Origin of the sequence: Micromonospora sp. NPDC048843 (assembly GCF_040649965.1) — a bacterium.
Classification (GTDB): Bacteria; Actinomycetota; Actinomycetes; order Mycobacteriales; family Micromonosporaceae; genus Micromonospora; species Micromonospora hortensis.
Genome location: NZ_JBEZGJ010000119.1, coordinates 1 through 23,366 on the forward strand (window position 1 = coordinate 1; position 23,366 = coordinate 23,366).

The 23,366-nt window shown below is 72.1% G+C and carries 22 protein-coding genes; 11 read left to right on the top strand and 11 right to left on the bottom strand.

Annotated features, from left to right (window positions below):
* Positions 1-89: 89 nt before the first annotated feature.
* The 5 genes from rsrA to AB0C20_RS24570 form a co-directional block, all read right to left on the bottom strand.
* The gene (rsrA, locus tag AB0C20_RS24550) at positions 90-377 is read right to left on the bottom strand and encodes a mycothiol system anti-sigma-R factor (protein ID WP_030490399.1); all 288 of its coding nucleotides are present in this window, start codon (positions 375-377) and stop codon (positions 90-92) included.
* A gap of 1 nt (position 378) precedes the next feature.
* Positions 379-1,203 (bottom strand): sigma-70 family RNA polymerase sigma factor, encoded by an 825-nt coding sequence (locus tag AB0C20_RS24555; RefSeq protein ID WP_357187939.1) that lies wholly within the window; start codon positions 1,201-1,203, stop codon positions 379-381.
* A gap of 235 nt (positions 1,204-1,438) precedes the next feature.
* Positions 1,439-2,056 carry an alpha/beta family hydrolase gene (locus AB0C20_RS24560; protein ID WP_357568815.1) on the bottom strand — a complete coding sequence of 206 codons (618 nt, stop codon included), beginning with the start codon at positions 2,054-2,056 and terminating at the stop codon, positions 1,439-1,441.
* Positions 2,057-2,107: 51 nt separating this feature from the next.
* Positions 2,108-2,500, bottom strand: coding sequence for a WhiB family transcriptional regulator (locus tag AB0C20_RS24565; protein WP_091406097.1), 393 nt, complete (start codon positions 2,498-2,500; stop codon positions 2,108-2,110).
* Between the two features lie 196 nt (positions 2,501-2,696).
* A complete protein-coding gene (locus tag AB0C20_RS24570; RefSeq protein WP_357187944.1) occupies positions 2,697-3,407 on the bottom strand; it encodes an SOS response-associated peptidase in 711 nt (236 codons plus the stop codon).
* A 103-nt stretch (positions 3,408-3,510) separates the two neighbouring features.
* Here AB0C20_RS24570 and aroA point away from each other — a divergent pair, with 103 nt between their 5' ends.
* From aroA to AB0C20_RS24590, 4 genes are read left to right on the top strand one after another with little or no spacing between them, the layout of a single operon-like run.
* Positions 3,511-4,812, top strand: coding sequence for a 3-phosphoshikimate 1-carboxyvinyltransferase (gene aroA / locus AB0C20_RS24575; protein ID WP_357187945.1), 1,302 nt, complete (start codon positions 3,511-3,513; stop codon positions 4,810-4,812).
* 55 nt (positions 4,813-4,867) lie between these two features.
* Positions 4,868-5,944 carry a ribosome small subunit-dependent GTPase A gene (rsgA, locus tag AB0C20_RS24580; protein ID WP_357187947.1) on the top strand — a complete coding sequence of 359 codons (1,077 nt, stop codon included), beginning with the start codon at positions 4,868-4,870 and terminating at the stop codon, positions 5,942-5,944.
* Between the two features lie 28 nt (positions 5,945-5,972).
* Complete coding sequence (hisN, locus tag AB0C20_RS24585; protein WP_357187949.1) at positions 5,973-6,791, top strand: histidinol-phosphatase; 819 nt, start codon at positions 5,973-5,975, stop codon at positions 6,789-6,791.
* A gap of 59 nt (positions 6,792-6,850) precedes the next feature.
* Positions 6,851-7,705, top strand: coding sequence for a hypothetical protein (locus AB0C20_RS24590; protein WP_238688493.1), 855 nt, complete (start codon positions 6,851-6,853; stop codon positions 7,703-7,705).
* Positions 7,706-7,738: 33 nt separating this feature from the next.
* On the opposite strand, the gene AB0C20_RS24595 is transcribed toward AB0C20_RS24590, so the two are convergent.
* Positions 7,739-8,938 (bottom strand): glycosyltransferase, encoded by a 1,200-nt coding sequence (locus AB0C20_RS24595; RefSeq protein WP_357187951.1) that lies wholly within the window; start codon positions 8,936-8,938, stop codon positions 7,739-7,741.
* A gap of 223 nt (positions 8,939-9,161) precedes the next feature.
* Here AB0C20_RS24595 and AB0C20_RS24600 point away from each other — a divergent pair, with 223 nt between their 5' ends.
* The 3 genes from AB0C20_RS24600 to AB0C20_RS24610 all read left to right on the top strand — a co-directional run bounded on the left by AB0C20_RS24600 (position 9,162) and on the right by AB0C20_RS24610 (position 11,612).
* Positions 9,162-10,160, top strand: coding sequence for an SDR family oxidoreductase (locus tag AB0C20_RS24600; RefSeq protein ID WP_357187953.1), 999 nt, complete (start codon positions 9,162-9,164; stop codon positions 10,158-10,160).
* A gap of 59 nt (positions 10,161-10,219) precedes the next feature.
* Positions 10,220-10,951 (top strand): ATP-binding protein, encoded by a 732-nt coding sequence (locus tag AB0C20_RS24605; RefSeq protein ID WP_357187955.1) that lies wholly within the window; start codon positions 10,220-10,222, stop codon positions 10,949-10,951.
* Positions 10,952-11,039: 88 nt separating this feature from the next.
* A complete protein-coding gene (locus AB0C20_RS24610) occupies positions 11,040-11,612 on the top strand; it encodes a DUF5709 domain-containing protein (RefSeq protein WP_091406114.1) in 573 nt (190 codons plus the stop codon).
* Between the two features lie 7 nt (positions 11,613-11,619).
* On the opposite strand, the gene AB0C20_RS24615 is transcribed toward AB0C20_RS24610, so the two are convergent.
* A complete protein-coding gene (locus AB0C20_RS24615) occupies positions 11,620-12,273 on the bottom strand; it encodes a response regulator transcription factor (RefSeq protein WP_196924633.1) in 654 nt (217 codons plus the stop codon).
* 23 nt (positions 12,274-12,296) lie between these two features.
* Entirely contained in the window at positions 12,297-13,421 is a 1,125-nt protein-coding gene (locus AB0C20_RS24620; RefSeq protein ID WP_357187957.1) for a DUF5931 domain-containing protein, read from the bottom strand.
* Positions 13,422-13,540: 119 nt separating this feature from the next.
* Here AB0C20_RS24620 and AB0C20_RS24625 point away from each other — a divergent pair, with 119 nt between their 5' ends.
* Complete coding sequence (locus tag AB0C20_RS24625) at positions 13,541-13,996, top strand: ATP-binding protein (protein WP_357187959.1); 456 nt, start codon at positions 13,541-13,543, stop codon at positions 13,994-13,996.
* 120 nt (positions 13,997-14,116) lie between these two features.
* Here the strand turns inward: AB0C20_RS24625 and AB0C20_RS24630 are convergent, their stop codons facing one another.
* Positions 14,117-15,055, bottom strand: coding sequence for a ribose-phosphate pyrophosphokinase (locus AB0C20_RS24630; RefSeq protein WP_357568816.1), 939 nt, complete (start codon positions 15,053-15,055; stop codon positions 14,117-14,119).
* 101 nt (positions 15,056-15,156) lie between these two features.
* Between AB0C20_RS24630 and glpK the strand changes: the two genes are divergently transcribed.
* Positions 15,157-16,641: a glycerol kinase GlpK gene (glpK, locus tag AB0C20_RS24635; RefSeq protein WP_357568817.1), complete on the top strand. Its 1,485-nt coding sequence runs from the start codon at positions 15,157-15,159 to the stop codon at positions 16,639-16,641.
* 15 nt (positions 16,642-16,656) lie between these two features.
* Here glpK and AB0C20_RS24640 read toward each other — a convergent pair whose 3' ends face one another.
* On the bottom strand, positions 16,657-17,490 hold the full coding sequence (locus tag AB0C20_RS24640; RefSeq protein WP_357187965.1) for a phosphoribosylaminoimidazolesuccinocarboxamide synthase: 834 nt from the start codon (positions 17,488-17,490) through the stop codon (positions 16,657-16,659).
* Between the two features lie 138 nt (positions 17,491-17,628).
* On the opposite strand from AB0C20_RS24640, the gene AB0C20_RS24645 reads away from it, so the two are divergent.
* Positions 17,629-18,948: an extracellular solute-binding protein gene (locus tag AB0C20_RS24645; RefSeq protein WP_357187966.1), complete on the top strand. Its 1,320-nt coding sequence runs from the start codon at positions 17,629-17,631 to the stop codon at positions 18,946-18,948.
* Positions 18,949-19,005: 57 nt separating this feature from the next.
* On the opposite strand, the gene AB0C20_RS24650 is transcribed toward AB0C20_RS24645, so the two are convergent.
* Positions 19,006-19,254, bottom strand: coding sequence for a hypothetical protein (locus AB0C20_RS24650; protein ID WP_030336617.1), 249 nt, complete (start codon positions 19,252-19,254; stop codon positions 19,006-19,008).
* A 163-nt stretch (positions 19,255-19,417) separates the two neighbouring features.
* On the opposite strand from AB0C20_RS24650, the gene AB0C20_RS24655 reads away from it, so the two are divergent.
* Positions 19,418-23,191: a S8 family serine peptidase gene (locus AB0C20_RS24655; RefSeq protein WP_357568818.1), complete on the top strand. Its 3,774-nt coding sequence runs from the start codon at positions 19,418-19,420 to the stop codon at positions 23,189-23,191.
* Positions 23,192-23,366: the final 175 nt, after the last annotated feature.

Here is a 23,366-nt window from a genome sequence, read left to right on the forward strand (position 1 = left end):
CCCGGCACCCCCGGGCCCCGGGCACCCCACCCCCCCGCGCCACCGGTCTTGCCAGTTGGTGCCGACGCTCGATCGGCCACCTCGAACACTCAGTCGGCCAGCTCACGAGAGTCGCTGGTCTCGAAGACCACCAGCTCGGTGAGCTTGACCCGCAGCCGCTCACGCAGCTGATCCGGCGCTGTCTCGTTGCCACAGCAACGCGCCACCAGCGCCCGTACCTCCTGCTCCAGCCCGTACTCGCGCAGGCAGGGCCCGCACTCGTCCAGGTGGTGCCGGATCAGCGAGCGGCGCTCGTCGGCGCACTCCAGATCCAGGTAGAGATACACCTCCGCGAGCACTTCGCGGCAGTCCGTCTCGTGCGGCTCCCCACAGCTCACGTCACACCTCCCGGCCGGCAGCGGCGGTCGAGCCCTTCGCCGAGCGGGCCGCACTGAAGCCCCGCTCCCCCGCGTAGCGCTCGAGCAGCTTGCGCAGATTACGACGGCCCCGGTGCAGACGCGACATCACGGTGCCGATCGGCGTGCCCATGATGTCCGCGACCTCCTTGTAGGAGAAGCCCTCGACATCGGTGAGGTAGACGGCCAGGCGGAACTCCTCCGGCAACTGCTGGAGGGCCTCCTTGACGTCACTGTCCGGCAGCCGGTCCAGTGCCTCGGTCTCGGCCGAGCGCAACCCGCTGGAGGTGTGCGACTCGGCCTCGGCGAGCTGCCAGTCGGTGATCTCCTCGGTGGGCGCCTGGATCGGCTGGCGCTGCCGCTTGCGGTAGGAGTTGATGTAGGTGTTGGTCAGGATCCGGTAGAGCCAGGCCTTGAGGTTCGTGCCCTGCTCGAACTGGTGGAAGGCCGCGTACGCCTTCAGGTACGTCTCCTGGACCAGGTCCTCGGCATCCGCCGGGTTGCGTGTCATCCGCAGCCCAGCAGCGTAGAGCTGATCGACGAATGGCATCGCGTCCCGCTCGAATCGGGCCCTGCGCTCGTCCGTCTTCTCGGTGGTCAACCGCACATCCCCTCGCGTCGGATGCTTTCCCGCCGAGGATACGCGCACGGACCTGCCCGCAGATTCACTTCCGGCCGGTGTGCCCGTGCTCACCGCACCCACCGCGCCCGGTCCCGCCGTCGCGGGCCACTCCGGGCCATCCAGCAGCCGCTTCAGCTGCCGGGCGTCCCGCTCGTCCCGTTCCAGGCTTCGTGTCTCGGTTGGCACCGGTCACCCCCCTCGCAGAAAAGTCGTCCGGGGGTAGTAACGCGAGATGACCACTGGGGCATTCCGGCCGGTCCTCCCCGTTCCTGGTCCCGGCCCCGACGGCGGCCGGCGCTGGGACCAGGAAGGGCCTGGGAGGACTGGTGTCACCGGCCCTGCTCGGGCCGGCGGCACCAACGGATGCAACGACCCGTGCCCGCACCGGAAACGGTCGTCCCGGCGAGCCGGCCGCGACGGATCAGCTGGCCGCCCAGCCGTGGGCGGACAGCCAGTCGCGCACGGCGGCGGCGGTGCCGGCCGGATCGCGGCGCAGGTCGTGCGTCTCACCGGGACGGCTCACCACCTGCACGGCCGGTCCCGGCTCCGGCGTCCCGAACGGATCCCGGTCGCCGTTGACGACAAGCGTCGGCAGGCCGGTGCCCAGTTCGGCGGCGCGCGAGCGTTCCGGCCGGCCGGGCGGGTGCAGTGGAAAGGCCAACGCGACCACACCCACCGCGCCCACCGCACGGGCCGTCCGACAGGCCACCCGTGCGCCGCTGGAACGCCCACCGACCACCACCGTCGGCACGCCCGCGTGCCGGTCACGCAGCTCGGCGAGCACCGCCGCCCAGGCCTCGTCGAGGTGACCTGCCGGTGCCGGCGCACGTCGACCGGCGACCCGGTAGGGCTGCGTCACCCGGACCACCGCCAGGCCGGCCGCCACCGACGCGTCCCGGACCGCGAGCAGGTCGGGCGCGTCGACGCTGCCGCCCGCGCCGTGCCCGAGGACGAGCAGGGCGGTGGCCGGGCGGACCGGCAGGTCGGTGTCGATCAACGCCGGACCACGCGGGGTGTCGATCTCGTTGCTGGCTGGCACCGGCCTATTCTGCGCCGCCGGACGGGCGTCGGGTGCGAACCTGGCCGCCGATCAGCTCAGCGGGACCAGGGCGAGCAGGCGATCGCGCACCGGCGGGCCGGCGTCGTCGATGGCGTCCGGATCGGGTTCGACCTCGCCGCGCCAGGCGACCAGCATCGCCCGTCGTTCCCGTGGCGTGGTGCCACCCCACACGCCGTGGCAGTCACCGACGTCGAGGGCCCAGGCCAGGCAGGACCCCTGTACGTCGCAACTGCGACACAGCGCGACGGCGGCGTCCGCCGGCTCGTTCGGTGCCGGAAAGAATGTCTCCGGATCGACGCTCTGGCAGGTTCCCCTGGTGCGCCATGCGTCGTCCTGCCGCCGTTCTCGCACGGCCCGCAGCAGTCGCGGATCTCGCCGCGCCGCCGCCACCTCGTGCGGGCGCGGCATACGTGCCCGTGTCATCCACCCACCTCCCCCGTGGGACCGGCAAAAGCTGTGGACGTCGTCCGCCCCGTGCGGACCGACAGCCACTACCGGCGCTGTGTTCTATCGCACTTCGCAACACCGGGACAAGGGTCTGCCGGGAACATGACTGAACAGCCAGGAGACGAATCGCTCGGAACCCTGGCAAATCGGCGGCCGACAATGCACGGCAGCGTCAGAACAGGGTCAGCTCCTGCGGTGACACAGTCGGCGCCACCGCCACCCGCGCGGTCAGCTGTGGCCCGTCGTTACGAACGTCTCCCACCGCCGCACCCACCGGGCGGATCTCCAACCCCGCCAACTGCTCCGCCGACGCCGGAGCGAGCAACCGCTCCGGCTCGTCCGTCGGCCCGAGCCACGACGACCACCGCTCGGGTGGCAGCAACACCGGCATCCGGTCGTGCACCTCGGCCAGGTCGCCGAGCGCCGCGGTGGTCAGCACGCTGAACGTGAGCCGGGTCTCGGCGTCGGACTCCCAGACCGACCAGATGCCGGCCAGCGCGAGCACCGAGCGGTCCCGAGGAGTCATGAAGTACGGCTGTCGCCCGCCGTCGGGCAGCCGGACCCACTCGTACCAGCCGTCGGCCGGGACCAGGCACCGGCGACGGGAGAACGAACCGGCGTACGCCCGACTGGTGGCCACCGTCTCCGCCCGCGCGTTGATCATCCGGGCGGCTCCCGAGGCGGACCGGGACCAGTGCGGCAGCAGACCCCAGCGACCGACGCAGAGGCTGCGGTGCCCCTCCGGACTGACCCGGACCAGCGGCACCGGATCGGTCGGCGCGACGTTGTGGTCAGCCCGGACCCGGCCGTCGGAGTCGTCGGACGACTCGAACAGCGCGCTCAGCTCGCCGGAGCTCCGGGTCGTCGCGTACCTGCCGCACATGGGGCACACGCTAACGCGTCGGAGGCCCCGTCGGCTGTCCCGCCAACCGGGAGTACGAGTGCCGGGCACCGCCGCCCATCCGCCGACACGGCAGAATGTAACCGTGGGCAACCTGACCGCGACCCGGCCGCCGCAGCCGTGGACCGCACCGACCGCATCCGACCCGGTGGCGGCGACGCTGCGCCTGCCCGGTTCCAAATCGATGACCGCCCGGGCCCTGGTGCTCAGCGCGCTTGCCGCCGGCCCGTCGACCCTGGCCCGGCCACTGCGCGCCCGCGACACCGAGTTGATGGCCGCCGGCCTGCGGGCGATGGGCGCGCACGTCTCGATCAGCGACGACGAGAGCTGGCTGGTCCGACCGCACCCGCTGGCCGGCCCCGCCCACGTCGACGTCGGGCTGGCCGGCACCGTGATGCGATTCGTGCCACCGGTGGCGGGCCTGGCCGACGGGCAGGTCACCTTCGACGGTGACCCGTACGTGCGCACCCGCCCGCTCGGCCCGCTGGTCGGCGCGCTGCGCTCGCTGGGCGTCCGGATCGACGTCACCGGCGCCGGCAGCCTGCCGCTGACGGTGCTCGGCACCGGTGGGGTCACCGGCGGCGAGGTGGTGCTCGACGCGTCCGTGTCCAGCCAGTTCGTCTCCGCGTTGTTGCTTGCCGCCCCGCGCTTCGACAGGGGCGTCGTGGTCCGCCACGTCGGCCCGCCGGTGCCCTCCGCGCCGCACCTACGGATGACTGTGCGGATGTTGCGGGCCGCCGGCGCGGCGGTCGACGACAGCACCCCCGACGTCTGGGCCGTCGAGCCCGGCCCGCTCACCGGGCGCGGCTGGGACATCGAACCCGACCTCTCCGGCGCGGTGCCGTTCTTCGCGGCCGCCCTGGTCACCGGCGGCGAGGTCACCTTGCAGGGTTGGCCGCACAGCAGCGCGCAGCCGGTCGAGAAACTCCGCTCGCTGCTCCAGCGGATGGGCGGCGAGGTCACCCTCTCCACGAACGGGCTGACAGTCCGTGGCACCGGCGTGGTGCACGGTCTGACCGCCGACCTCTCCGACGTGGGCGAGTTGACCCTCGTGCTGACCGCGCTGGCCATGCTGGCCGACTCGCCGTCGGTCTTCACCGGTGTCGGGCACATCCGTGGCCACGAGACCGACCGGCTCGCCGCGCTCGCGCGCGAGTTCGGCGGGCTCGGGGCGGACATCACCGAGACACCGGACGGGTTGGAGATCCGGCCCCGACCGCTGCGCGGCGGCGTCTTCCGCACCTACCACGACCACCGGATGGCCCACGCCGCAGCGGTGGCCGGGCTGGCCGTCCCCGGCATCGAGGTCGACGACGTGGGGTGTACCTCCAAGACCATGCCCGAGTTCCCGGCACTATGGTCAGCGATGGTGACCGGCAAGAGCTGACGCGAGAAGAGGACAGGTCCTGGCGACCAAGCGGCGGGAGTACGACGAGGACGACGTGCGGGTCCGGCCCGGAAAGTCGTCGCGCCCGCGTACGCGCACCCGCCCCCAGCACAACGACGCGGTGGACGGCTTCGTCATCGCCGTCGACCGGGGGCGCTACCAGTGCGTGCTGGCCGGGGCCGAGCGCGGCGTGGTGGGGGCCGAGCTGCCCACTGTGACCGCGATGCGGGCCCGCGAGCTGGGCCGCAAGTCGGTGGTGGTGGGTGACCGGGTCAGCCTGGTCGGGGACACGTCCGGCGCGGAGGGCGCTCTCGCCCGCATCGTCCGGATCGCCGAACGCCGCTCGGTGCTGCGCCGCACCGCAGACGACGACGAGACCACCGCCGAGGGTCGACTGGAACGGGTAGTGGTGGCCAACGCGGACCAGTTGGTGATCGTGAGCGCGTTGGCCGACCCACCGCCGCGCACCGGGTTCATCGACCGTTGCCTGGTGGCCGCGTACGACGCGGACGTCGAGCCGCTGCTCTGCCTCACGAAGGCCGACCTGGCCGGGCCGGAGGAGGTGCTCGGCTACTACACCGAGCTGGAGCTGCCGTACGTGCTCAACCGCCCCGACTCCGACCTCGACGCGCTCCGTTCGCTGCTCAGTGGCAAGGTATCGGTGCTGGTCGGGCACTCCGGGGTGGGCAAGTCGACGCTGGTCAACCGCCTCGTTCCGGATGCGCTGCGCGCCGTCGGCGTGGTCAGCGCGATCGGCCGGGGTCGGCACACCTCGACCAGCGCGGTGGCGCTGCGGCTGCCACCGGTACCCGGGATCGACACCGACCCGGGCTGGATCATCGACACCCCCGGGATCCGCAGCTTCGGGCTGGCGCACGTCTCCGCCGACAGCCTGCTGCACGGCTTCCCGGACCTGGTCGAGGGCACCGTCGACTGCCCACCGAACTGCCCCCACACCGCCGATGAGGCCGACTGTGGGCTGGACGCCTGGGTGGCCGCCGGTAAGGCCGACCCGCGCCGGCTGGCGTCGTACCGTCGGTTGCTCGCCTCTCGGGCCGGCGAGGGTGACTCGCGCGGCGACAACGACCAGCGCGGTCCCGGCGAGGGTGACCGGCGCGGCCCCGACGAGTGACCCGACGGGCGTGGGCTAGGTTGCCGGCATGACCGGGTACGCCGACGACCTCGCCCTCGCCCACCTGCTCGCCGATCGGGCCGACGCCATTGCCACGGCCCGGTTCCGCGCGCTCGACCTGCGGGTCGAGGCGAAACCCGACCTGACCCCGGTCTCCGACGCGGACACCGCAGTGGAGCGGGAGATCCGCGCCCTGCTGGCCGAGCACCGACCGGCCGACGGGCTGCTCGGTGAGGAGTACGGCGCGCAGTCGTCCGCCGACCCGAACGGCCGCCGGTGGATCATCGATCCGATCGACGGCACCAAGAACTTCGTCCGCGGCGTGCCGATCTGGGCCACCCTGATCGCGCTCTACGACGGCGATCGACCGGCGGTCGGCGTGGTCTCCGCACCAGCGCTCGGACGACGCTGGTGGGCCAGCGCGGGTGCGGGCGCGTACGCCGGGCCGGGCCCCACGGCCGGCGAGCGGATCGGCGTGTCAGCGGTGCGTGGGATCGCGGACGCCAGCTTCTGCTACTCGTCACTGAACGGGTGGGAGCAAGCCGGGCGGCTCGACGCAGTGCTCGACCTGATGCGGGACAGCTGGCGCAACAGGGCGTACGGCGACTTCTACGGCTACATGCTGTTGGCCGAGGGGGCACTGGACGTGATGGCCGAGCCGGAGTTGTCACTGTGGGACGTGGCGGCGCTGGTGCCGATCATCACGGAGGCGGGTGGCACTGTCACGGATCTGGCCGGAGAACCGGCCCCCGCCGGCGCTCCGGGCACCGACAGCAGCGTGGTGGCCACCAACGGTGTACTGCACGCCGACATCCTCGTCCGCCTCAATCGACCAGCCGAGCGCTGACCCCCGGCAACCTCTATCCTCGCCAGGTGGTCTCCTCCGGTTGGTGCTTTCTCGCGGCGATGATCGTCGCGTACGGCTTCGCCAACCTGCTCCAGTCGGTGGCGGCGGCCCGCACCACTGTCCACCACACCTTCGATCCGGGCCTGCTGCTGCGCCTCGCCGGGCACCGGACGTATCTGGTCGGTCTCGGCTGTCAGATCGGCGGTTTCGTGCTCGCCTTCCTGGCCCGGCGGGACCTGCCGCTGTTCCTCGTGCAGGCCAGCGTGGCCGCCGGGCTGGGGGTGACCGCCATCCTCGGGGTGCTGGTGCTGAAGTGGCGGCTGCCGGCGGCGGAGGTGGTGCTGCTGGCGCTGCTCTTCGCCGGGATCACCGCATTGGTGCTGTCCGCCCGGCCGGCGCCGTCGAAGCAGCTCGGCACCGCCGGCTCGATCGCCCTGCTGGTGGCGTTGGGCGTGATAGCGGTGCTCGGCTTCTTTGCCGTCCGGCTGCACGGGGCACCGGGTTCGGTGGCCCTCGGCTCACTGGCCGGGCTGGCGTTCAGCTCGGCCGCGGTCGCCGCCCGGCCACTGGCATCCGCGCCGTCCGCCGAGGCGTTCCTCGCCGACCCGCTGTTCTACCTGCTGATCGCCCACTCGATAGTGGGTCAGCTGCTGCTCGGTCTGGCCATGCAGCGCGGCTCGACGACCGCCGCTGTCGCCGCGATGGACGCCGCCGGGGCGGTGCCGGCCGCGATCGTCGGCCTGCTGCTGCTCAACGACAAGATCTGGCCGGGGCGGGAGTGGCTGGCCGCTGTCGGCTTCCTGGTGACCCTGGCCGCGGTGATCGGCCTGACCCGGTACGCCGAACCGCAGCAACACCGCTCGGTGGCACGCCGTCGGGACCCCGCCATGGTCGGTGCCGGCCGGCCGGGCTGACCGTCCGGCACGCACCACAACAGAGCTGCCGGCTTAGGCCTCGACCGGCTTGCGGCGACTTACCACCCGTTCGTAGAGGCGCTCCAACGCACCGGCGGTCCGTTCCCAGGTGTAGCTGCTGCGCACCCGGTCCACCGCGGCGTGCCCGTACGCGAACCGACCGGCGTTGTCGGCGAGCAGCCGGCGCAGCGACACTCCGAGTGCCCGTACGTCACCGGGGGGCACCAGGCGGCCGGTGACCTCGTCGACGACGGCGTCCGCCAGGCCGCCCATCGCGTAACCGATCACCGGCACCCCGCAGGCCATCGCCTCCAGCGAGACCCGACCGGCCGAAGAGTAGTGCGGCGTGCAGGCGACCACGTCCGCCGACCGGTACCAGGTGGCCATCTGGTCGTGCGGCACCGCCCCGACGAGCCGGACCTGGTCGACGACGCCGAGCTGTTCGGCCAGCTCGCGAAGCCGTCGTGTCTCGGCGTGGTTGGCCAACTGGTCGGCCGGCGGCCCACCGGCGATCACCAACTCGGCGTCACCGACCAGCCGCATCGCCCGGATCAGGTCCTCCTGGCCGTGCCCGGCGGCCAGCGAGCCCACCGAGAGGATGCGGGGCCGCTGTTCGCGCGGTGCTGCCTCGCCATCGGGATGGAACAGGTCGATGTCGACGCCGGCCGGCACCAACGCGACCGAGCTGCGTTGCAGACCCATCCGGGTCAGCTCGTCGACCTCGTCGTTGGACTGGGCCACGGCGATGTCGACAGCCCGGGTCAACGCGCGCTCCAGTGTGATCCGCTGGCCCGGCCCGTCGTAGTGGCCGCCCAGGTGGCGCAGCTGCTCGATGCCGAGCGAGTGGAACGTCTGCACCACCGGAATGTCGGTCTCCCGAACGGCGTGCGCGGCGGCCAGGCCACCGACCCAGTAGTGCCCGTGCACCACCTCGGGCCGCCAGGAACCCGACCACTCGTCGGCCAGCCAGCGGCCGACCTCGGTCACGTACGGGATCAGCTCGACGGTGGGAAGTGGGGTGGGCGGGCCGGCGGGCACCTGGTGCACCTGGTAGCCGTCGACGTTCACAGCCGCCGGCAGTGCCGGGTCGTCCCGGCGCACGTAGAGCCGTACGTCATGGCCTCGCTCGGCCAGCTCGGCGGCGACCCTCGCTGTGTGCTGTCGGGTGCCGACCGGCGGGCCGTCGGCGTGGCGGTAGGAACTGGCGTGCGCGCAGACGAGGCCGACGCGCATGGGTCACCTCCCTGCGATCTTTCCTCGGCGGTGGTCCTCCCGGTCGAGCGTCCCATTAACCCCGCGGGGCTGAGCCGAAACCTGGCAGATCAGGAAGAGTCCGCGCGAGTGCCACCGACACTTGCGCCACGGCAAGCACACGCGACACGCGACGGCACGCTTCGACGATGATCGACAAGCCATCGTCGGTGTGACCAGGCCCGGCCGGGGGTACCGCTCAGGAATGCCGCTGACCCGCAGTCTCGACGATTCGACCGTGGTGATCACCGGCGCGTCCAGCGGGATCGGCACGGCGACCGCGTACGCGTTGGCCCGCCGGGGTGCCGCCGTCGTGCTGGCCGCCCGCAGCGAGCCGGCCCTGCTACAGGTCGCGCAGCACTGCCGGGAGTTGGGCGGCCGGGCGCTTGTCGTACCGACCGACGTCACCGAGTTGGAGTCGGTGCGGCGGCTGGCCGAGCAGGCGGCGGCCGAGTTCGGCCGGATCGACGCCTGGGTGAACAACGCCGCGGTGAGCGCCGTGGGCCTGTTCGACGAGATCCCGGTCGCCGAGTTCCGCCGGGTGCTGGAGGTCAACCTGCTCGGGGCGGTGCACGGCATCAAGGCGGCACTGCCCTACCTGGGCGCCGCCGGTGGTGGTGTGCTGGTCAACAACGCCTCGGTGCTGGCCGAGGTGGCCATGCCGTACCAGTCGGCGTACAACGCCTCCAAGCACGGCATCCGCGGGCTGGCCGACACCGTCCGACAGGAGTTGCGGGTCACCGGTCGCGGTCACATCTCCGTCTGCACGGTGCTACCAGCCACGATCGACACCCCGTTCTTCCGGCACACCGGCAACCACAGCGGTCGGGAGCTGATGCCGCCTCCTCCGATCTACCCGCCGGAGGTGGTCGCCGAGACCATCGTCCGGCTGCTGCGCCGGCCTCGCCGCGAGGCGTACGCCGGGGGCGCGGCCCGACTTATCGGCCTGCAGTGGCGGCTGGCGCCCGCGCTGGTCGAGCGCACCCTCGGCTGGTACGCCCACCGCACCCAGTTCGGCCCGGGGGCCCGGGTGGACAGCAGCGGCAACGTGTTCCACCCCGATGCTCAGGCGCGTCAGGACGGCGACTGGCACGGTCGACGGCGACAGTTGGTGCGGATGACCGCCGCGTTCGGGCTGGCCGCCGCCGGCACCGCTGTCGGCACCCTGGCGGCCATCAACCGCCGCTCCCGGTCGGACCGCTGATGGCCGATGTCGAACGCCCGAATGCGCTTACCGTCACCGGCGCGCACAATGGGGCGATCATGTCGAGCTGTCTCGTGGAAATCGACGAGTCGTCAGCGGTGGTCCGGCTGACCGGTGTGCTCGATGCCGCCGGCGCCGAGGCGGTACGCGGGGCGCTGCTCGCCCGTCTGCTGGCCCGGCCCGGCCCGGTGGTGGCCGACGTGACCGGCCTGCGCGTCGTCGACCCGGCCGGGCGCGGCGTCTTCGCCGACGTACGCCGGGAGGTCGCCGACTGGCCCGCAGCGGACCTGCTGCTGTGTGACCCGGCGGTCGACGGGCCTGCCCATCCGGACGCCGCGCTCGCCGGGGTGCCGGCCTGGCCGACGCTCGACGGGGCGCTGGCTGCTGTGGCGGCGACACCACTGGCGGCGGTGCTCACCGCCGACCTGGCTCCGGCGGTGGGAGCCGCCCGGCAGGCGCGCGAGCTGGTCACCACCGGTTGCGAGCGCTGGGGCATGCCGACGCTCACCGACCCGGCGTGCATCGCGATCACCGAGATGGTCAACAACGTGGTGGCGCACGCCCGGACCCCGATGACCGTTCGGCTGGCACCTCGGGAGACCACCCTGCACCTGGCGGTTCACGACCACTCCCCGCGTCAGCCGACGTTCCCCGGGATCTCCCCGCCGACCCGGATCGGCGGCCGGGGCCTGCTGCTGATCGACACCGTGACCCGCCGCTGGGGCAGCAGCGCCGTACCGGACGGCAAGGTCGTCTGGTGTGTGCTGCACCCCGACGACGAGGCCGCCTGACGGGGCTTTCGCCATCGACGCCCGGTTCGGCGACGTACCGCCGGAGCCCGCCCGGTTATGGCGGCAGGGCAGCGGGTAGTGATCAGACATGCGCGACAACGAGTACCCGACCCCCCTGTCCGACACCGAGGCGCAAGGGCTGCCCGACACCGCCGATGACGACTCGACCGCCAACGACGACGTCCTGACCGGGCGCGAGGCGGACGGCCCGGACCCGGCCCAACTGCCCGGCGATCGGACGCCGGTGGCGGTGGACCGGTTCGGAACGACCGCCGAGGAGCAGCTCGACGGTGAGTCGCTTGACTACAAGCTCGACCGCGAGGTCTACGAGCGCCCGGCGGACGACCCGCTGGCCGGCACCATCGACCCGAAGATCGCCTTCGAGGCGGACAACCTGGAAGCCGCGGCGGAGGCTCAGCTGGACGCCGACGTGATGGATCCCGGGCCGACCTCGGACCCGAACTCGCCGGTCTCGCTCTACGACCACGGTCAGCTCGGCACGGTGGCCGACGCCACAGTAGGCCGGCTGGTGGAACCGGACGAGGGGTCGCACACCGACCAGGAGACCGACTCGGTGGCGTACGACGCCGGATCGGCAGGGGGCGGGGCGACGGCCGAGGAGCTGGCCATCCACGAGACGGAGCCGCCGCGCTCGGTCTGACGTCCGCTCAGTCGTCCAGACCGCGTTCGATGGCGTACCGGGTCAGCTCGACCCGGTTGTGCAGTTGCAGCTTGCCCAGGGTGTTCTGCACGTGGTTCTGCACAGTGCGGTGCGACAGGCCGAGTCGCTGGGCGATCTGCTTGTACGACATCCCCTTCGCCACCAGCCGCAGCACCTCCGTCTCCCGTTCGGTGAGCTGGGGCGTCGCGGGTTCGGCAGCGCCGGCCGGGCCGGTCCCCCGCCCCGGTCCGGCGGCCAGCCGGCGGTACTCGCCGAGCACCAGGCCGGCCAGTCCGGGGGTGAAGACCGCGTCGCCGGCCGCGGTGCGGTGCACCGCCTCCAGGAACTCGGCGGGCGCTGTCGACTTCACCAGGTAACCGGTGGCCCCGGCCTTGACCGCGTCGAGCACGCTCTGCTGTTCGCCGCTGGCGCTGAGCATCAGCACCCGTACGGCGGGCAGTGCCGCGCGCAATCCCAGGATCACCTCGACGCCGGAGATATCGGGTAGTTGCAGGTCGAGGACGACGACGTCGGGCCGGGCGGCGGCGGCCACCCGGATGGCCTGTCGTCCCTCGCCGCTGGTCGCCACCACCAGGAAACCGGCCTCGGTCAGGTCGCGGGCCACGCCCTCCCGCCACATCGGATGGTCGTCCACCACCATCACCCGGATCGGGTTCGCCGCTGTCACCTCGGCACGCTCAGCTCGATCTCGGTGCCCGCCTCGGGGGCGGACACGATCCGAACCGTGCCGCCCACATCGGCCACCCGGCCCCGGATCGACTGGGTCACGCCGAGTCGACCCTGGGCCGCCGCCTCGTCCAGCCGACCGTCCGGGATACCAGGCCCCTCGTCGCGGATCGACACGGTCACCGTCGCCCCCTCGTCCTCGATCAGCACCCAGGCCCGCCCGCCGGCGTGCCGCCCCACGTTGTCCAGGGCCGCGCCGGTCGCGGCGGCCAACTCTCCGGCCACCCGTCGGGGCAGCGGCACCGGGGTGGCCGGGGCGGAGAGCGCCACCGCCGCCGAGGCGTACCGGCCGAGCAGGGTCCGCAGGTCCACCGCCTCGCCGCCGTCCGGGAGGCTCGCGGCGGCCGGGCCGGCGCCGGCGATCAACGCCCGCAGGGCAACCTCCTGCTCGCCGGCCAGCCGGGCCAGCTCACCGGCCTCCCCGGGCAGGTCGGCGCCGCGCCGCTGCACCAGCGCCAGCACCTGGAGCACCGAGTCGTGAATGTCCCGGGCCAGCCGCTCCCGCTCCCGGGTGGCGGCCTCCAACTCCACAGCGCGCTGCAATCGCTCCTCGGCGCTCGCCGCGAGCCGGGCCACGTGCCCGACCACCACCCCGGCGAGCAGCATCAGGATCACCCCGGTGAACGAGGACTGGCCGATCCGCTCCCGGGTGGCCAGGTCCGCGCCAGCGACAAGCAGCGCGGCGACGGTGCCCCGCCGCCGGCCGCCGGAGACGGCCCAGGCCAGCACCGGGCCGGCCATCCAGGCCACCCCCAGGGTGGGTACGCCATGGGTGAGCGCCGTCCGGCCGACCACCCAGGGGGTGGCCAGCACGATGGCAACTACCACACCGAGGTCGGCCAGCAGCAGCGGCCAGCGCCGCCAGGCCGGTCGGGCGTACCCGATCGCCGTCGCGCCGGTCCAGGCGATCATCAGCAGGATCAGGGCGCCGACGGCGTACGGGTGGGCGTACCGGTCGGCGTCGCGCACCGCGAGCGCGCAGACGTACGCCAGGGAGGCCAGCCTGAACACGGTCAGCGCACGCCACAGCGGCACCTCGAACCCACCCGGCGGCGACGGCATGGCGGTCAGGATGCCACAACCGAGCCGGCGCACGGCGAGCAGCGAGTGCGGTTCGGGAAACCCTGACGTACGGTGGAAAAGCCGCGAATTACTCCGAGATGTGCCGCCGGGACGGGCCCATGACGAACGCAGATCCGCACGCACCGCGTACGGTTGTGCCCATCGAACCTGCCCTCCTGATCGCCGAAGCCTTTGACCAGGCCCAGGTGACCGAGATTCGACACTCGGTCACCTCCTGCGCGCACGCCTCGGGTCTCAGCGGCCAACGGCTGGACGATTTCGTGCTCGCGATCAACGAATTGATCACCAACGCGGTGCGCCACGGCGGCGGGCGCGGCTGGCTGCGGCTCTGGCACGAGTCGGGTGTGCTGGTCTGCGAGGTCGCCGATCACGGGCACGGGATCAGCCCGCAACGTCTGGGCGACCGCAGCCGACCCGCCCCGGACACCGCCGGCGGCTGGGGTCTCTGGCTGGCCCGCGAGTTGACCGACGCGATGGAGGTGGCCACCGGCACCGCCGGCACCACAGTCCGCATCACGACGGGCCTAACCACCCAAAACCCCACCCCGCGCTAACCCCGAGCACCCCTCCCCCTCAGCGCGCGATCTTGCACTTACTGTCCCGACGAATCGCCCGAGACCACTCATCCCGACGACACAAAGTGCAAGATCGCGCGGTAAGGGCGCGGGGGTGGATCAGGCGAACAGGGCTGAGACGGATTCTCCGTTGTGGATTCGGCGCGTCGCCTCGGCCAGGGCGGGGGCCACCGACAGGACCTGCAACTTGGGGACCCGCTTGTCGGCCGGGATGGGCACCGTGTTGGTGCAGACGATCTCCAGGACGCCGTCCTGGTCGCTGAGCCGCTGCAACGCGTCGCCCGAGAAGAGGCCGTGCGTGCAGGCGAGCCGGATCGACCGGACCTTCAGGCCGCGCAGATGCTCCATCAACTCGACCACTGTGCTGCCCTTGGCGATCTCGTCGTCCAGCACGATGACGTCCCGGTCGGCCACGTCGCCGATCACCGCACTGATCTTGACCAGGTCGTCGCTGAACCGCTGCTTCGCCCCGGCCGCGACCGGCGTGCCGAGCAGCCGGGCGAAGGCCGCGGCCTCCTTGGCGTTGCCCAGGTCGGGTGACACCACCACAGTGTTGCTGAGGTCGTAGCGCCGGAAGTGGGTGGCCAGCTCCCGCAGCGCGTGCAGGTGATCCACCGGGACGCTGAAGAAGCCGTGCACCTGCGGCGAGTGCAGGGTCATCGCGAGCACCCGGTCCGCCCCGGCCGAGGTGAGCAGGTCGGCGACGAGCCGCGCGCCGATCGAGATCCGTGGCGCGTCCTTCTTGTCCGATCTGGCGTACGCGTAGTGCGGCAGCACCACGGTGATCCGACCGGCGGAGGCGCCCCGGGCGGCGTCGATCATCAGCAGCAGCTCGACCAGGTGCTCCTGCACCGGCGGCACCAACGGCTGGATCAGGAAGACGTCCCGCTCCCGGCAGTTGGCCTGCAACTGGACTTCCAGACAGTCGTTCGCAAACCGGGAGACCCGCACCGGGTGCAGCGGCACCCCCAGGTGGGCGCAGATCTCGGCAGCCAGGTCGGGATGGGCGGTTCCACTGAAAACTGCGATGTCGCGCACGTTCGCACATCGTAGGGGAAGCCGACGGCCACCGACGGCGGCGGGCCGGAACCCGCCGTGACGCCTGTCGCGCCGCGCCGCCGTCCGGGTACGGTGCTGCGGTGACCCCCCAGTACGTCGCCGCCATCGACCAGGGCACCACCTCCTCGCGATGCATCGTCTTCGACCGGGCCGGGGACATCGTCGCCGTGGCTCAGCGCGAGCACCGGCAGATCTTCCCCCGACCGGGGTGGGTGGAGCACGACGCCGAGGAGATCTGGGACAACGTCGAGCAGGTGGTCGCCGAGGCGCTACGGGCCGCCGGCACCGACGCGGCCGGGCTGGCCGCCGTCGGCATCACCAACCAGCGGGAGACCACGGTCGTCTGGGACCGCGCCACCGGCCGCCCGGTGGCCAACGCCATCGTCTGGCAGGACACCCGGACCGGGCCGCTACTGCGCGAGCTTGCGTCGGCGTACGGCGAGGAGCGGTTCCGGGCCCGCACGGGCCTGCCGCTGGCCACCTACTTCGCCGGGCCGAAGCTGCGCTGGCTGCTCGACGAGGTCGACGGCCTGCGCGAGCGCGCCGAGCGCGGCGAGGTGCTCTTCGGCACCATGGACAGCTGGCTGATCTGGAAGCTGACCGGCGAGCACGTCACCGATGTGACGAACGCCAGCCGGACGATGCTGATGGACCTCACGACCCTGGACTGGGCCCCGGAGCTGCTGGACGCGATGGGTGTTCCGGCGGCGATGCTGCCGGAGATCCGCTGCTCCGCCGAGGTGTACGGCACTGCCGGCGGGGTGCTCGACGGGGTGCCGGTGGCCAGTGCGCTCGGCGACCAGCAGGCCGCCCTGTTCGGGCAGACCTGCTTTCAGCCGGGTGAGGCGAAGTGCACCTACGGCACCGGCAGTTTCCTGCTGCTCAACACCGGCGCCAGCCCGGTCCCGTCGACACACGGCCTACTCACCACGGTCGCCTACCGGATCAAGGACCAACCACCGGCGTACGCCCTCGAAGGCGCCATCGCGGTCACCGGCTCGCTGGTGCAGTGGCTGCGCGACAACCTCGGCCTGATCTCCACGGCCGCCGAGGTGGAGGAATTGGCCAGCACCGTTGACGACAACGGCGGCTGCTACGTGGTGCCGGCGTTCTCGGGGCTGTTCGCCCCGCACTGGCGCAGCGACGCCCGCGGGGTGATCGCCGGCCTGACCGGTTACATCACCAAGGGGCACCTGGCGCGGGCGGTGCTGGAGGCGTCGGCGTGGCAGACCCGCGAGGTGGTCGACGCGATGAACGCCGACTCGGATGTGGCGCTGCGCCGTCTCCGGGTGGACGGCGGGATGACAGCGAACGGTCTGCTCATGCAGTTCCTCGCCGATGTGCTCGACGTGCCGGTGGTCCGTTCCCGGATCACCGAGACCACCTGCCTGGGCGCCGCGTACGCGGCCGGTCTGGCGGTCGGCTTCTGGCCGGACCTGGCCACCCTGCGGGCGCAGTGGCGCTCCGACGCGCAGTGGGAGCCGGCCATGGCCCCGGACCTGCGCGAGAAGGAGCTGCGCCAGTGGCGCAAGGCCGTGCAGCGCACCCTCGACTGGGTTGAGTGAGCGCCGCCGCGGCGGTCACTCCCAGCGGTTGCCGGTGAGCCTCTCGTAGACGTCGATGTAGCGAGCCCGGGTCGCCTCGACCACCTCGGCCGGCATGTCCGGGGCGGGGGCCTGCTTGTTCCAGCCGCTGCCGGTGGCCCAGTCCCGCACGTACTGCTTGTCGTAGGAGAACTGCACCCGGCCCGGCTGGTACGACTCGGCCGGCCAGAATCGCGACGAGTCGGAGGTGAGCAGTTCGTCGGCGAGGACCAGGGTGCCGTCCGGCGCCCAACCCAGCTCGATCTTGGTGTCGGCGACCAGGATGCCCCGGTCGGCGGCCAACTCGGCGCCGCGCCGGTAGATGTCGATGGTGATCTGCCGGAGCCGCTCGGCGGTGGCCTGACCCACCTTGTCCACCACGTCGTCGTACGTGATCGGCTCGTCGTGCTCGCCCGCCGGGGCCTTGCTCGACGGCGTGAAGATCGGCTCGGGCAGGATCGACGCCTCGCCGAGCCCTCGCGGCAGTGGCACGCCGGAGACCGCGCCGGTCTGCTCATACTCCCGCAGGCCGCCGCCGGTCAGGTAACCGCGGGCGACGCACTCGACCGGGACCATGTCCAGTCGCTGGCAGCGGATGGCCCGCCCGGCGAACTCGGCGGGCACGTCGGTGGCCGAGATGACGTGGTTCGGCACGATGTCGGCGAGCTGCTCGAACCACCAGAGCGAGAGCGCGGTCAGCAGTCGGCCCTTGTCCGGGATCGGCGTCGGCAGCGCCACGTCGTAGATCGAGATGCGATCCGAGGCCACCAGGATCAGGTCGTCGCCGTCGGCGTAGACGTCCCGGACCTTGCCCGAGTGCAGAAGTTCCACGCGCCCTAGTACACCACGCGACATTGGAGGGGCCTGATTCGACCACCCAGCCGAGGGTGACCGGACGGACGTTGACACCTTCGTGTGCTGCCTGCGTGAATGGTCCGACCGCCACCCCCGTAGGTCCAGGAGAGCCCCGTGCCCGTTGTTCGACAGCAGCTCGACCGCCTCGGCGCCGACCCGGGCCGGCGCCGACTGCTCGGCGCGCTGTTCGGCGCACCTCTGCTCGCGTCCGGCGGGCTGGCGGGGTGCAGCGACGGCGCCGCCACCTCGACCCAGGACGGGCCCGTCGAGCTGTCGGTCTTCTGGTGGGGTGGCACCAAGCGGGCCGAGCTCACCGAGAAGGCGCTGCGGCTCTACTCGGATCGCAACCCCCGGGTCACCTTCCGGGTCACCTGGCAGGGCGCCGACGGCTACTACGACCGGCTGGCCACCCAGGCGGGCGGCGGCAACGTACCGGACCTGATCCAGATCGACGACGCCATGCTGACCGAGTACAGCCAACGTCAGGTCATCCTCGACCTCACCGATCATCACCTGGATCTTCGGGGCCTGCCGGAGGGTCTGATCCGCTACGGCACCGTGGAGGGGCGGACGATGGCGGTGGCCGCCGGGCAGACCCACGCCGCTGTGGTGTTCAACCGGGATCTGCTGCGGGAGCTGGAGATGCCGGAGCCCCGCGCCGGGATGACCTGGGCCGACTACATCTCCTGGGCCACGCAGGTCACCGAGGCCAGCAACCGCCGGGTGGCCGGCACCATGGACGGGTCGGGCGACTACCGGGCGCTCTGGCTCTGGCTGCGGTCGCAGGGCGGCGAGTTCTACCGGGGCAACCAGCTCGGCTTCGGCGCGGACGAGCTGATCGCGTGGTTCGAGTTGTGGCAGCGGGCCCGCCGGGGCCGAGCCACGCCGAGCGCGGCCCTGGTCGAGCAGGCCGACAGCGGCGAGCCGGCCAGGCAGCTGGTGGTGAGCGGGGTGACGGCGGCGTCCTTCGCCTGGTCGCACCAGCTACCGGAGCTGCAACGGCTCACCGAGTCCGAGTTGGGCATCGTCGGCGTGCCCGGCCCGCCGGGGGCTCAGTGGGCGCGAGCGTCGATGTACTGGGCAGCGTTCCGGGGCACCCGCCACCCGGAAACGGTCGCCGACGTGATCAACTTTCTGACCACAAATGGTGAGGTTGGCGCGATTCTGGGCCACGAGCGCGGGCTGAACGCCAGTGCCGCGGTGCGCCGCTACGCCGAGGGCAGCATCACCGACCCGGCCCAGCGACGTGCCGCCGAGTTCGGCGCCAGCATCGCCGATCTGCTCGGGCCGGCGCCGGCGCCGCCGCCCAAGGGGCACGCCAAGGTGCGCACCCTGCTGGTCACCGCCGCCGAGCGCATCCGCGTCAAGCGCGACGGCACCCGCGAGGCCACCGCGCGCTTCCTGTCCCAGGCCATCGCGGCCCTGGCGGTGTGAGCACCGGCGGCCGGCTCGAAGCCGGCCGCTGGTGACCCGCCGACGCCTCGGGCCCGGTCAGCGCGGGGGGCCACCCCGGCGGTTGCGCATCAGACGCAACACCAGGAACACGACGATCGCGACCACCACCAGGCAGCAGAGCAGCGGAAGCACCCCGAAGCCGCTGCGGCCTCGCCGACGGGCGGCCTCCACCACGAGTTCGCCGGTGCCCGTGGACGCCCAGGCCGCGACCGGCACGAAGACCGCCAGTACGACCGCACCGAAGACCGCGCTCAGGCGGCCCCACCACTTACCGAATGAAGACATGTGCCCATCCTCGCCGAAGGGCGCAACCTCGGCACGTCGGTCCACGCCGAATCACGGGACCGGATGGTCCGAAAGCTCCCCGGGCGGTGCGCAACGCGCTAGCAACATCCCGGCAAAGATGATGATCTTTACATGAATCTCTCGAGGTGATCGGATTCGCCTCATGCTCAACTCTGTAGACAGTGCGCGGATCTCTCGCACCCGAAGATCTGCGGCGGCAGCGGTCGGCGTCACAGTCGTCGCCGCTCTCCTCACCCCCACGGCGGCGCACGGCGCCCCGCCACCCCCACCGCCGCCGACGAGACCCGCTCCGAGTGGCAGCGCGGACCGCACCCCCGTCACTGTCACGCTGATCACCGGCGACCAGGTGACGGTGACCCCGGGCGTCCACGGCGCAGCCGGATCGGTGGACGTCAAGCGCGCCCCGGGCGCCACCGGCTCCGTACGCGTCTCGACGGAGGGCCAGGACACCTACGTGTACCCGGACGAGGCGCTGCCGTACCTCGCCACCGGTCGACTCGACAAGCAACTGTTCGACGTCACCCAGCTCATCGCCCAGGGCTACGACGACGCGCGGACCGCCGAACTCCCCCTGATCGTCACCCGCACGACGGGATCGGCGAAGCTCAGGACCGGCACCACCCTGCCGGGCGCGCGGACCACGATGGAGCTCCCCTCCGTCAGTGGTGAGGCGATCCGCACCCGCCGATCGCAGGCCGCGAACTTCTGGTCGGCCCTCACCAGTGGACAGTCGCCGACCGGCCGCAGCGCTGCCACCCCGGCACCCTCCTTCGCGGCCGGCGTCGACAAGGTGTGGCTCGACGGCAAGGCGAAGGCCACCCTGGCCGACACCACCGCCCAGGTCGGCGCCCCCGCGGCGTGGGCCGCTGGTGGCACCGGCAGCGGTGTCCGGGTCGCCGTCCTGGACAGCGGGGTGGACACCACCCACCCGGATCTCGCCGACCAGGTGGTGGCCTCCCGGAGCTTCATCCCCGGCCAGGACGTGATCGACCGCAACGGGCACGGCACCCACACCGCCTCCACCGTCGCCGGGACGGGCGCCGCCTCCGGCGGCAAGGAACGGGGCGTGGCCCCCGACGCCGACCTGGTGATCGGCAAGGTCCTCGACGAGTACGGCAGCGGGTCCATCTCGGGGATCATCGCGGGCATGGAGTGGGCGGCACGGGCCGAGCACGCCAAAGTGATCAACATGAGCCTCGGCGTGAGCGCCTGGCACACCCAGGACGACCCGCTGAGCCAGGCCGTCAACCAGCTGACCGCCGAGACGGGTGCGCTCTTCGTCGTGGCCGCCGGCAACAGCGGACCAGACCCGTACACCCTCGGTGCGCCGGGCACCGCTGACGCCGCGCTGACCATCGGCGCGGTGGACACCTCCGACCACCTGGCGGGCTTCTCCAGCGGCGGGCCCCGGATGAACGACGAGGCCCTCAAGCCCGACATGACCGCTCCCGGGGTGGACGTGCTGGCGGCGCGCTCGCAGCACATTCCCTGGGGTGAGGGCTACTACTACGCCGACAGTGGCACCTCGATGGCTGCGCCGCACGTCGCCGGGGCGGCCGCCCTGCTGGTGCAGAAGCACCCGACGTGGAGCGCGCGGCAGATCAAGGACGCGCTGATGAGCACCAGCGTCCGCACTCCCGACTACGACGCCTACCAGGCCGGTAGCGGTCGGTTGAACGTCGCCGCCGCCTACCACCAGGACCAGATCACCGCGTCCGGGTCGGTGGACGCCGGACTCGTCGGCTGGGCCACCACACCACAGCCCATCACGCGGACGATCACCTACACCAACACCACTGACAGCCCGATCGCGTTGGCGCTCTCCGTCGACCACGGCGCCGCCCCGGCGCAGACGTTCACGGCAACCGCCGACCGCGTCACGGTGCCCGCTCGGGCCAGCGCGACGGTAGACGTCGTGGTGGCCCCGGCCGGCCTTTCCGCCGGCAGGTACTCCGCCCAGGTCACGGCCCGCTTCGCCGCCGGCGAGGTGCACACGGCCGTCGGGGTCGCCGTCGAGTCCAGGAAGTACGACCTCACCATCCACCTGAAGGACCGCGCCGGCCGGCCCATGAGCGGTGAGGTCGAGGTCGTCAACGCCGAGACCGGCTCCGCCTTCATGTGGGTGCCGGACGGAAAGCTCACCGCCCGCCTGGCGCCCGGCTCCTACACAGTCGTCACGGCGGCGGACGTGGAGGGTCTGCACGGGCCCCGCTCCCTCGGGCTCGCGATGCTGACCGTTCCCGAGGTGGACCTGACGACCAACCGGGTCGTGGAACTCGACGCCGCGCGGGCCCGCCAGGTGAAGGTGGCGACACCCCAGCCGACCGCCGTCGTCAACAGCAGAATCGACGTCTACCGCTCCTTCACCTCGAGCGAGCCGACGCCCACCGACTGGAGCGCCCTGCGCGAGACGTTCTGGCCGGGTGCCGCCTACGACAGCCTGTGGGCCCTGCCGACCGGGGACAAGGTGCGCAAGGGCAGCTTCGTCTTCACCACCCGGATCCGCGCCGCGCAGACGCCACTGGCAATCAGCTACCACGGCCGGCAGCTCGGCGACCCGCTCGCGCAGCCCGGTTCCCCGCCGCTGCCCGACGGCACCTCGCGCCTGGACGCCGTCTTCGCGGGCGTCGGCGGCACCGCCGACTACGCCGGCGTCTCCGCCCGTGGCAAGGCCGTGGTCGTCCGCGGCAACGACTCGGTGACCCCCACTGACCAGGCGACGGCGGCGCACACCGCCGGTGCGGCGATGCTCGTCGTGGTCAACGACCGTGCGGGTCGCAAGAGCGACTGGTACGGCAACCCCGACGCCATGACGACCGGACCGGTCCCGGTGGCCTCGGTGACGATGGACGAGGGCGAGGCGTTGATCCAGAAGATCACCGCCGCGGGCCGCACCCCGGTGCGACTGGTAGTGGCCGCCCACCCCAGGGCGAAGTACCTGTACGACCTGGTGGACTACCACAGTGGCGGGGTGCCGAAGGACCCGTCCGCCAATACCGACCCGCGCAACCTCGCCCGGATCGATCTCACCTTCTCCCCGCCTCCGGGGAAGCAGTCCAGCGAGACCCGGATGGACTTCCCGCCGTACGAGTACGCGGCGGCACGGCCGTTCCCGTTCGAGCCGGTCGCGCCGGGGCCGCGTACCGACTGGGTCTCTGCGGGTGGCGGCATCAAGTGGATGCAGTACGCCGACGTCGCCGACTGGGCACGGTCCAACACGGAGGCCATCGCGTACCGGCCGGGCAGCGTCCAGAAGGACCGCTGGTTCGGGCCCATCACCCGGCCTCGGCTGCTCAGCACCGAGATCCCGTTCCGTGGTGAGACCGCCATGAGCGCCTACATCCAGGGGTTCGGCGACGCGGGCGCCGCACACAGCGGCGGGGCGAGCATGTCGCAGATCGCCACGTTCTATCAGGGCGACAAGCAGCTGACCCAGTTCGACGGCTGGCCGGAGGTCGGCGCGGGTGACCTGTCGCCGGAGAAGCTGCCGTACCGACTGGTCGTCGAGACCACTGGCAAGCCCGAGTTCAGCCCGTACTCGACCGCCACGCACACCGAGTGGAGCTTCGTCTCCGGCGGCAGCACCGAGGTGCAGGCCATCCCGCTGGTCCAACTGGACTACGGAACGGACGTGGACTTCGCGGGTCGGACGGAGCGCCGAACCGATTTCTCGATCACGCCCGTGGTGGTGGGCAGCACCGCGGCTCGGGACGCCGTGTCGTCACTTCAGCTGGAGATCTCCTACGACGACGGGGCGACCTGGCAGCGGCAGGCCCTGCGGGAGAAGAAGGGCACCTGGCAGGCGTCGCTGAACGCACCGCACCGGGCCGACTTCGTGTCGATCCGGGTCACCGCCAAGCAGCGCAACGGCGGCGGCGTCACCCAGACCGTCACCCGGGCCTTCGGCCTGCGGTAGAACCCGCCGGGGGTCGGCGCCGACGAGGTGCCGGCCCCTCCGGGCCCCTCATTTCCGACAACGGCACCAAACAAGTCCGGCCCCCACAGTGTGGGGGCCGGACTCATATCACTTTCAGTGGTAGCGGGGACAGGATTTGAACCTGCGACCTCTGGGTTATGAGCCCAGCGAGCTA

Coding starts and splice junctions, on each gene's coding strand:
- AB0C20_RS24570 (WP_357187944.1), bottom strand. CDS start 3,407: ATGTGCGGCAGGTACGCGACGACCCGGAGCTCCGGCGAGCTGAGCGCG.
- AB0C20_RS24610 (WP_091406114.1), top strand. CDS start 11,040: ATGCGCGACAACGAGTACCCGACCCCCCTGTCCGACACCGAGGCGCAA.
- AB0C20_RS24625 (WP_357187959.1), top strand. CDS start 13,541: ATGACGAACGCAGATCCGCACGCACCGCGTACGGTTGTGCCCATCGAA.
- AB0C20_RS24605 (WP_357187955.1), top strand. CDS start 10,220: ATGTCGAGCTGTCTCGTGGAAATCGACGAGTCGTCAGCGGTGGTCCGG.
- AB0C20_RS24615 (WP_196924633.1), bottom strand. CDS start 12,273: ATGGTGGTGGACGACCATCCGATGTGGCGGGAGGGCGTGGCCCGCGAC.
- AB0C20_RS24655 (WP_357568818.1), top strand. CDS start 19,418: ATGCTCAACTCTGTAGACAGTGCGCGGATCTCTCGCACCCGAAGATCT.
- AB0C20_RS24600 (WP_357187953.1), top strand. CDS start 9,162: ATGCCGCTGACCCGCAGTCTCGACGATTCGACCGTGGTGATCACCGGC.
- AB0C20_RS24620 (WP_357187957.1), bottom strand. CDS start 13,421: ATGCCGTCGCCGCCGGGTGGGTTCGAGGTGCCGCTGTGGCGTGCGCTG.
- AB0C20_RS24595 (WP_357187951.1), bottom strand. CDS start 8,938: ATGCGCGTCGGCCTCGTCTGCGCGCACGCCAGTTCCTACCGCCACGCC.
- AB0C20_RS24650 (WP_030336617.1), bottom strand. CDS start 19,254: ATGTCTTCATTCGGTAAGTGGTGGGGCCGCCTGAGCGCGGTCTTCGGT.
- AB0C20_RS24590 (WP_238688493.1), top strand. CDS start 6,851: ATGATCGTCGCGTACGGCTTCGCCAACCTGCTCCAGTCGGTGGCGGCG.
- hisN (WP_357187949.1), top strand. CDS start 5,973: ATGACCGGGTACGCCGACGACCTCGCCCTCGCCCACCTGCTCGCCGAT.
- AB0C20_RS24565 (WP_091406097.1), bottom strand. CDS start 2,500: ATGACACGGGCACGTATGCCGCGCCCGCACGAGGTGGCGGCGGCGCGG.